The following is a 7669-nucleotide window of genomic DNA, read 5'->3' as shown; positions in this document are numbered from 1 at the left end:
CAATCGTGCCGATGTTCACGTGCGGTTTCGAACGGTCAAACTTTTCCTTTGCCATGATGGCCTCCTTGTCTTTTCGGGTGCCGGGCTGAAGCCCGGCCTACGGTGGGTGGGTAGGCCGGGCTTCAGCCCGGCATCCCGTTAAGCGTATTTCGCCTGGATCTCGTCCGAGATGTTCTGCGGGACGGGATCGTAATGCGAGAACTGCATCGTGAACTGCGCGCGGCCCGAGGACATCGAACGCAGCGTGTTGATATAGCCGAACATGTTGGCCAGCGGCACGTTCGCGTTGATCGCGATGGCGTTGCCGCGGGGCTCCTGCCCCGACACCTGGCCGCGACGGCTGGTCAGGTCGCCGATGACGTTGCCGGTATATTCCTCCGGCGAGATCACCTCGACCTTCATGACCGGCTCGAGCAGCTTGGCGCCCGCCTTGCGGAGACCTTCACGCATGCACATCCGGGCGGCGATCTCGAAGGCCATGACCGACGAGTCGACGTCGTGGTACTTGCCGTCGATCAGCGCGACCTTGAAGTCGATCACCGGGAAGCCGGCCAGCGGGCCGCTGTCCATGACGCTCTCGATGCCCTTCTCGACGCCGGGGATGTATTCCTTCGGCACCGAGCCACCGACGATCCGGCTCTCGAAGCTGTAGCCTTCGCCCGCCTCGGTGGGGCTGATGATCATCTTGACCTCGGCGAACTGGCCCGAGCCACCCGACTGTTTCTTGTGGGTGTAGGTGTGCTCGATCTCGTGACCGATGGTCTCGCGATAGGCCACCTGCGGGGCGCCGATATTGGCTTCCACCTTGAACTCCCGCTTGAGGCGGTCGACGAGGATGTCGAGGTGAAGTTCGCCCATGCCCTTCATGATGGTCTGGCCCGACTCGAGGTCGGTCTCGACGCGGAAGGACGGGTCCTCGGCGGCAAGCCGCGCCAGGCCCTGGCTCATCTTCTCCTGGTCGGCCTTCGTCTTCGGCTCGACGGCGATCTCGATCACCGGGGTCGGGAAGGTCATGGTTTCCAGCACGACCTGCTCTTTCGGATCGCAGAGCGTGTCGCCGGTCGTGGTGTCCTTCAGGCCCGCCAGCGCGATGATGTCGCCGGCAAAGGCTTCCTCGATCTCCTCGCGGTTGTTCGAGTGCATCATCATCATCCGGCCAATGCGCTCTTTCTTGCCCTTGGTCGAGTTCATGATGTTGTCGCCCTTCTTCAGAACACCGGAATAGATCCGGGTGAAGGTGAGCGAGCCCACGAACGGGTCGTTCATGATCTTGAACGCGAGGCCCGAGAACGGCATCGAGTCATCGGCGCGGCGCGCGATGTTGCGGGTCTCGGTCTCGTCATCCGGCGCGAAGCCCATGTAATCGACCACGTCCATCGGGCTGGGCAGGTAGTCGACCACGGCGTTCAGCAGCGGCTGGACACCCTTGTTCTTGAAGGCGGACCCACCCAGAACCGGCACGAAGCTCAGCGACAGGGTGCCCTGGCGGATCAGTTTCCGCAGGGTCGGGATGTCGGGCTCGTTGCCTTCCAGGTATTCCATCATCGCGTCGTCGTCCATCTCGACGGCGTTCTCGATGAGCTTGCTGCGCCATTCGTCGGCCATGTCCTTGAGCTCGTCGCGGATCGGGCCACGGGTCCAGGACGCACCAAGGTCCTCGCCCTTCCAGACCCATTCTTCCATGGTCACGAGGTCGATGGTGCCTTCCAGCTCGTTCTCGGCGCCGATCGGCAGGGCGATCGGAACGGCCTTGGCGCCCGTGCGGCTTTCGATCATGGCGACGCAGTTGAAGAAGTCGGCGCCGATCTTGTCCATCTTGTTGACGAAGACGATGCGCGGCACCTTGTACCGGTCGGCCTGGCGCCACACGGTCTCGGTCTGGGGTTCGACACCGGCATTGGCGTCGAGCACGCAGATCGCGCCGTCGAGCACGGCCAGCGAGCGTTCCACCTCGATGGTGAAGTCCACGTGGCCGGGCGTGTCGATGATGTTCATCCGGTACTTGGTGTCGGAAGTCCCTTCCTTGGTCGGGTCTTCCTGCCACTGCCAGAAGGTCGTGGTCGCGGCCGACGTGATGGTGATGCCGCGTTCCTGTTCCTGCTCCATCCAGTCCATCGTCGCGGCGCCGTCATGCACCTCGCCGATGTTGTGGGACTTGCCGGTGTAGAACAGGATGCGTTCCGAACACGTGGTCTTGCCGGCATCAATGTGGGCCATGATGCCGAAGTTGCGGTAGCGTTCCAGCGGATAATCGCGTGCCATTGGTCAGATGCCTCTAGGGTTTACCAGCGGTAGTGGCTGAAGGCCTTGTTGGCTTCGGCCATCTTGTGGGTGTCTTCGCGCTTCTTCACGGCCGAGCCGCGGCTGTTCACAGCATCCAGCAGCTCGCCGGCGAGGCGTTCTTCCATGGTGTTCTCGTTGCGGGCGCGCGACGCGTTGATCAGCCAGCGGATGGCCAGCGCCTCGCGGCGTTCCGGGCGAACCTCGACCGGCACCTGGTAGGTGGCGCCACCAACCCGGCGCGAGCGAACCTCGACCGACGGCTTGATGTTGTCGAGCGCCTCGTGGAAAATCTCGACGGGCGCGCGCTTGACCTTGTCCTCGACCCGGTCGAGCGCGTTGTAGACGATCTGCTCGGCAACGGATTTCTTGCCGTCGATCATCAGGTTGTTCATGAATTTCGTCAGAACCCGGTCGCCGAACTTGGCATCGGGCAGGATTTCGCGTTTTTCAGCAGCGTGACGGCGGGACATCTTCTCTTCCTCTTACTTCGGACGCTTGGCGCCATACTTCGAGCGGCGCTGCTTGCGGTCCTTCACGCCTTGCGTGTCGAGCACGCCGCGCAGGATGTGGTAACGGACGCCGGGAAGGTCTTTCACACGGCCGCCGCGGATCAGGACGACAGAGTGTTCCTGAAGGTTGTGGCTTTCACCGGGGATGTAGCTGATGACCTCGTAGCCGTTCGTCAGGCGCACCTTCGCAACCTTCCGCATGGCCGAGTTCGGCTTCTTCGGCGTCGTGGTGTAGACGCGCGTGCAAACGCCACGCTTCTGCGGGCAGCCCTGCAGGTGCATGGATTTGGTGGCTCTTGTTTTCGGCTGCCGCGGTTTGCGGATCAGCTGTTGGATCGTTGGCATTGGGTCTCTTTCCCCGTCTCTCAACACATGTGTCTGCACGGGCATCCCCGTGCGGGTTTCATCAAAATGCGCGCCTTACGCGTCCGCAAAACGCAATAACCGCACCCGTACCCTGCGACCTGCCGGTACGACGCGGTGGAATTCCAGAGGATCGGGGCGCTCACCGCCCGGATCATGACCACTACAGTTCTGATATCGGCCCACGGGGAAGGCCCCTTTGGCCGGGATGGAGCGGCGTATAGGCGGAGTCGGAATCGTTGTCAACAGCCTCGCGCGCGGGTTTGTGCCGGGCGAAACCCGTTATGTACCGGGCGCAAGCGGGTCTGCGCCTCCCCCTGCTACATCCCGCGCGGGCGGGTGCGCGCGGATTGCGCGATGCGCTCGGCCCGGGCCAGCCGCGACTCGCGGTAAAGCGTGAACAGCCCGCTGCCCGCCACGATCGCGGCGCCGACCAGGGTGATCGTCTCGGGCCAGTCGCCGAAGACCAGCCAGCCCAGCACCAGCGCCCAGATCAGCCCGGTATAGCGGAACGGCGCGGTGAACCCGATCTCGCCCACCCGCATCACCATGATCGAAAAGAGGTACCCGCCGATGATCATGAACGCCGCCCCCGCGGTCAGCCCCAGGGCGCGCGCATCCATCGGCGACCACTCTTCCGCCAGGCTCGCCACCCCGAAGAACACCATGATCACCGCCGAGGTGATCAGCGTCACCAGCATCGACGGCGTCTCCGGCGACAGCCGCCGCGCCGACAGGTCGCGCAACGTCACGAACCCCACCGCGATCAGCGCGTAAAGCGAGAACAGGTTGAAATCCGACGCCCCCGGCCGGACGATCAGCATCACCCCGGCAAAGCCCACCGCGATCGCCGCCAGCCGCTTCCAGCCCACCGGCTCGCCCAGGAACAGCGCGGCGGCCAGCGTCAGCGTGAGCGGCAGCGCCGACAGGATCGCGGTCACGTTGGCCAGCGGCATGTTGAACAGCGCGGTCAGGAAGAAATAGGCGGCCCCCGTCTCGCCCACCGTGCGCCAGAAGATGACCCACCGGTCGCGCTTCGACACCCGCGCCCGCAGCGCCCCCATCCACCACGCGATGGCCGCCACCGCCAGCGTGGTCAGCACGCCCCGCAGGAACAGGAGCTGGAACAGCGGAACCTCGCCGGCCAGCACCTTCATCATGGTGTCGTTCAGCGTGAAGGCCGCCATCGACGCCATCATCAGCAGCGCACCGGTCAGGTTATCGGATCGGGCCATGTGTCGGGGGTTCCCGTCGGTCTTGAAAGGGATCGGACCGCCCGTTGAGCGATCCGACCGAAGCGAGGGGCCAGCCCCTCGCGCTCCCCGGGATATTTCCACCAGGAAGAAAAGGCAATCACGTTCGCACCGGACCGGGGGTGCGCGCTCAGACGTAGGGCGTCAGCTCGGCCTGCGGCGTGTTCCGTCCGTCGAAGAAATTGGCGGCCTTCGAAAAGGCGGCGGTCGCATTCGCGTTGACAAGCTGCTGGAACAGCTGGAAATCCGGGCCCCCCTTGCGAATGCGCGACAGCTGCACGGGCGAGGTGATCTCGGTGAACTGCACCTCCACCTGAATGCCCAGGCTGGACTGGCAGGCGCCCTTGTAGGTCATGAAATCCTGCGTGATATCGACCTCGCGCAGCACGATCGCGCCATAGTCGTAAAACCCGCCCGCGCCATTGTCGACCAGGTAGCACAGGTAGCTGCAGGTGATCGCCTTGTAGGTCTGGCCCGCCCCGTGCGCGGCAAAGGCAAGCTGGCCCATCGCCTCGAGCCAGGTGTCGAAATCCGTGCCGATCTTCGCTCCCGGCGCCACCTTGGCCTTGGCCAGCATCTGCAGGAAGGTGCCGGCCAGGTCGGTGCCCGCGACCGTGTTCGAATACTGCTTCGTCACCGTCGGGCCGACGGCGACGTCAGGCAGGTGGCCGACCACGGTGTTCCAGAGGGTGATATCCAGAAGCTGGCTGTCCACCGTCGGGTAATGCGCCGTCATGTACCCGTGGATCAGCCCGCCCATCCCCATCAGGTTGTCGGCGTTCTCCTGCATCATCGCGGCATACTGGCTGCCGGTCGGGGTCTCGGCGATGACATGGTATTGCACCATCCCCTTGTCCGTGGCGATGGCGCTGTCGGGCGTGGTGGCGGGCGGCGCCGTCACGGCCAGCGCCTGTGTCGCGGCGGCATAACGCGCGGCGCTGTGCCGGGCCTCGAAACCCGCGATGTCGAATTCCGGTCCGTCTTTCATTGGTGTCATCCTCGCTGAAAAAGCCCCCCGCGAGGCAGCCCGTAAGGGCTGACGAGCCCCGCCCCCTGCAATCCGATCAATCAAAGATTGCAGGAAGGATGCACCAATACCCTCAGATTGTATAGCCCCTCACACCACCAGCGCGCCGGTGATCGCCCCGTGCAGCGCCGGGTTGGCGGCGACGATGCCGTTGACCTGCGGGTGCGGGTTGTTGAAGACCAGCCGCTCCCCCGCCCGGTCAGAGGTCGCCGCTCCCGCCTCGCGCAGGATCACGTCGCCGGCGGCCACGTCCCATTCCCAGGTCGGGCGCAGGGTGAACATCGCGTCGGCCCGGCCTTCCGCCACCACGCTCAGCCGGTAGGCCAGCGACGGGCGGTAGATCCGCTTCACCTCGGGCACAGCCCCGCGCCAGTGCTGCGGCGCATAAACCGGTTTCGCCGCCAGCACCGAGGCCCCGGTCAGCTCCGTCCGCCCCGACACCTTCAGCGGCCGGTCGTTCAGCGTCGCCCCCTGCCCCTTTTCGGCGGCGTAAAGCTTGTCGCGCATCGGCAGGAAGACCACCCCCGCCGTCACCGTGCCATCCTCCACCACCGCCAGCGAATGCGCCCAGGTGCCCGAGCCTTCGATGAAACTCCGCGTGCCGTCGATCGGGTCGATGATGAAGGTGCGGCGGCAGGCCAGCCGCGCCTCCCCGTCCTCGCTCTCCTCCGACAGCCAGCCATAATCGGGCCGCGCCCCGCGCAGCACCCGCTCCAGCACGTCGTTCACCGCCAGGTCGGCCTCCGTCACCGGGCCCAGGCCATCCGGCTTGTCCCAGCGCTTGGCCGTCTCGGCGGCGAACCCCGAAGCGACCTCGCCCGCCTGCCGCGCCGCGTCGATCAGCAGGGCAAGGTCACTCCCCGGCAAGCGTCAGCCCCTCGACCAGAAGCGACGGCACCACGCGGCACAGCCACGGCCGCGCGTCGTTGGCCGGGACCATGTTGAGCAGCATTTCCGGCAGGTTCCCCGCGATGGTGCATTCCTGCACCGGGTAGGTGATCTCGCCGTTCTCCACCCAGAACCCCGAGGCCCCGCGCGAGTAGTCGCCCGTGTTCGGGTTGATCGTCGCCCCGATCATCGAGGTCACCAGCAGCCCGGTGCCCATCTCGCGCAGCAGGTCTTCGCGGCTCTTGTCGCCTTGCGTCAGCGCGATGTTCCACGGGCCGGGGCTCGGCGGGGCCGAGGTGCCGCGCTTGGCGTTCCCGGTGCTCTCCATCCCCAGCTTGCGCCCGGTCGACAGGTCAAGGATCCACCCCGTCAGCGTGCCGTCATCCACCAGCGCCCGCTTGCGCGTCGGCAACCCCTCCGCGTCGAACGGGCGCGAGCCCGTCACCCGCGGCCGGTGCGGATCCTCGATCACGCTCAGCCCGGCGGGCAGCACCTGCTCGCCCAGCCGCCCGCGCAGCCAGGACTGGCCCCGCGCCACGGCACTGCCATCGGCCGCGCCCAGCAAATGCCCGATCAGAGAGGCCGCGATGCGCTCGTCGAACAACACCGGGTAGGCGCCCGTCTTCGGCCGCTTCGCCCCCAGCAGGGACGCCGCCCGCTCGCCCGCAACCCGGCCGATATCCGCAGCCCCCCGCAGATCGCTCCGGAAGATGCGGCTGTCGCCATCGGCGTCGCGCTGCATCCCGGTGCCGGTCCCGGCAATGGCGGAACAGTGGATCGCCGCATCGGTGCGCTCGTAGCCCCCGGAAAACCCGTTCGAGCCGGCCATGTGCACCGCCCGCCGCGACCAGGCCGAGGTGGCCGACTGCACTTGGCTCACGCCCGTCACCCCCAGCGCCGCGGCCTCCGCCGCCAGCGCCTCCTCCTGCAACACCTCGGGCGAGGGCTCCTCGCCCGGATCGGCCAGCTCCAGCGCCCCGGCCTCGCAGCCCGTGCCAAGCTGCCCCGGCTCCGCCAGCCCCGCGTAAGGGTCCTCCGGCGCCTCGCGCGCCATCGCCACGGCCCGCTCCGCCAATACGCCAATCGTCTCGTCCCGCGTGTCCGAGGCCGAGACACAGGCCTGCCGCCGGCCCACCAGCACCCGCAGGCCCATATCCGTGCCCTCCGACCGCTCGGCCTGCTCCAGCGCGCCCGCACGCACGTCGATCGTCACCGCGCTGCCCGTCAGCGCGATGGCGTCGGCGGCGTCGGCCCCGGCCTTGCGGGCGGCGTCGATCAAGGCCGCGGTGATGTTCTCCAGCGTGTCGGTCATGCCCTGCCTCTCCTGATTGCCGGGAACAGGTAGA

At 66.6% G+C, this 7669-nt stretch carries 7 protein-coding genes; all 7 read right to left on the bottom strand.

Features of this window, described 5'->3' with window-relative positions:
* Nucleotides 1-138: 138 nt before the first annotated feature.
* The 7 genes from fusA to QUV18_RS22205 all read right to left on the bottom strand — a co-directional run bounded on the left by fusA (nucleotide 139) and on the right by QUV18_RS22205 (nucleotide 7635).
* Nucleotides 139-2262 carry an elongation factor G gene (fusA, locus tag QUV18_RS22235; protein ID WP_300896353.1) on the bottom strand — a complete coding sequence of 708 codons (2124 nt, stop codon included), beginning with the start codon at nucleotides 2260-2262 and terminating at the stop codon, nucleotides 139-141.
* Between the two features lie 20 nt (nucleotides 2263-2282).
* Nucleotides 2283-2753: a 30S ribosomal protein S7 gene (gene rpsG / locus QUV18_RS22230; protein ID WP_057817982.1), complete on the bottom strand. Its 471-nt coding sequence runs from the start codon at nucleotides 2751-2753 to the stop codon at nucleotides 2283-2285.
* A gap of 12 nt (nucleotides 2754-2765) precedes the next feature.
* Entirely contained in the window at nucleotides 2766-3137 is a 372-nt protein-coding gene (rpsL, locus tag QUV18_RS22225; protein WP_057817984.1) for a 30S ribosomal protein S12, read from the bottom strand.
* Nucleotides 3138-3475: 338 nt separating this feature from the next.
* Entirely contained in the window at nucleotides 3476-4390 is a 915-nt protein-coding gene (locus tag QUV18_RS22220) for a DMT family transporter (protein ID WP_300896352.1), read from the bottom strand.
* 148 nt (nucleotides 4391-4538) lie between these two features.
* Nucleotides 4539-5396, bottom strand: coding sequence for a hypothetical protein (locus QUV18_RS22215; RefSeq protein WP_300896351.1), 858 nt, complete (start codon nucleotides 5394-5396; stop codon nucleotides 4539-4541).
* A 129-nt stretch (nucleotides 5397-5525) separates the two neighbouring features.
* Nucleotides 5526-6302 carry a 3'(2'),5'-bisphosphate nucleotidase CysQ gene (locus QUV18_RS22210; RefSeq protein WP_300896350.1) on the bottom strand — a complete coding sequence of 259 codons (777 nt, stop codon included), beginning with the start codon at nucleotides 6300-6302 and terminating at the stop codon, nucleotides 5526-5528.
* Entirely contained in the window at nucleotides 6289-7635 is a 1347-nt protein-coding gene (locus tag QUV18_RS22205; RefSeq protein ID WP_300896349.1) for a TldD/PmbA family protein, read from the bottom strand. Before QUV18_RS22205 ends, QUV18_RS22210 begins: the two co-directional genes overlap by 14 nt.
* Nucleotides 7636-7669 lie beyond the last annotated feature (34 nt).

The organism is Roseovarius sp. (assembly GCF_030373445.1).
Taxonomy (GTDB): domain Bacteria; phylum Pseudomonadota; class Alphaproteobacteria; order Rhodobacterales; family Rhodobacteraceae; genus Roseovarius.
Note: the sequence above shows the minus strand (reverse complement) of the source record. Positions and strands in the feature narration are given on the sequence as shown.

Excerpts from the sequence above, each read along its gene's own strand:
- fusA (WP_300896353.1), bottom strand. The coding sequence starts at position 2,262 with ATGGCACGCGATTATCCGCTGGAACGCTACCGCAACTTCGGCATCATG.
- rpsG (WP_057817982.1), bottom strand. The coding sequence starts at position 2,753 with ATGTCCCGCCGTCACGCTGCTGAAAAACGCGAAATCCTGCCCGATGCC.
- rpsL (WP_057817984.1), bottom strand. The coding sequence starts at position 3,137 with ATGCCAACGATCCAACAGCTGATCCGCAAACCGCGGCAGCCGAAAACA.
- QUV18_RS22220 (WP_300896352.1), bottom strand. The coding sequence starts at position 4,390 with ATGGCCCGATCCGATAACCTGACCGGTGCGCTGCTGATGATGGCGTCG.
- QUV18_RS22215 (WP_300896351.1), bottom strand. The coding sequence starts at position 5,396 with ATGAAAGACGGACCGGAATTCGACATCGCGGGTTTCGAGGCCCGGCAC.
- QUV18_RS22205 (WP_300896349.1), bottom strand. The coding sequence starts at position 7,635 with ATGACCGACACGCTGGAGAACATCACCGCGGCCTTGATCGACGCCGCC.